This window comes from Terrisporobacter mayombei, from assembly GCF_020748465.1.
Taxonomy (GTDB): Bacteria; Bacillota; Clostridia; order Peptostreptococcales; family Peptostreptococcaceae; genus Terrisporobacter; species Terrisporobacter mayombei.
This window is the reverse complement of record NZ_JAHZMP010000313.1, coordinates 1-339: the sequence shown is the minus strand read 5'-3', so window position 1 is coordinate 339 and position 339 is coordinate 1. Positions and strand designations below refer to the sequence as shown.

The following is a 339-nucleotide window of genomic DNA, read 5'->3' as shown; positions in this document are numbered from 1 at the left end:
CACCATCCTCCACCAAAAGAAGTATGCGGATGTGGCGGAATTGGCAGACGCACTAGACTTAGGATCTAGCGCCATTGGCGTGGGGGTTCGACTCCCTTCATCCGCACCACTTTTTAACTATACCTAAGATGCGGGAATAGTTCAGTGGTAGAGCGCAACCTTGCCAAGGTTGAAGTCGCGAGTTCGAATCTCGTTTCCCGCTCCAAAAAAATAAACAATATATGTGGGTGCATAGCTCAGCTGGATAGAGCAACGCCCTTCTAAGGCGTGTGTCCGGGGTTCGAATCCCTGTGCGCTCACCACTTATATATTGGGGATTAGCCAAGTCGGTAAGGCACA

Annotated in this window: 3 tRNA genes; all 3 read left to right on the top strand. The window is 50.4% G+C overall.

Annotation, left to right across the window (positions count from 1 at the left end):
* The first annotated feature begins 25 nt into the window (after window positions 1–25).
* The 3 genes from K0039_RS21775 to K0039_RS21765 all read left to right on the top strand — a co-directional run bounded on the left by K0039_RS21775 (window position 26) and on the right by K0039_RS21765 (window position 302).
* Window positions 26–109, top strand: a tRNA-Leu gene (locus K0039_RS21775).
* A 21-nt stretch (window positions 110–130) separates the two neighbouring features.
* Window positions 131–205: transfer RNA gene (locus K0039_RS21770), tRNA-Gly, on the top strand.
* Window positions 206–225: 20 nt separating this feature from the next.
* A tRNA-Arg gene (locus tag K0039_RS21765) sits at window positions 226–302 on the top strand.
* The last annotated feature ends 37 nt before the right edge of the window (window positions 303–339 follow it).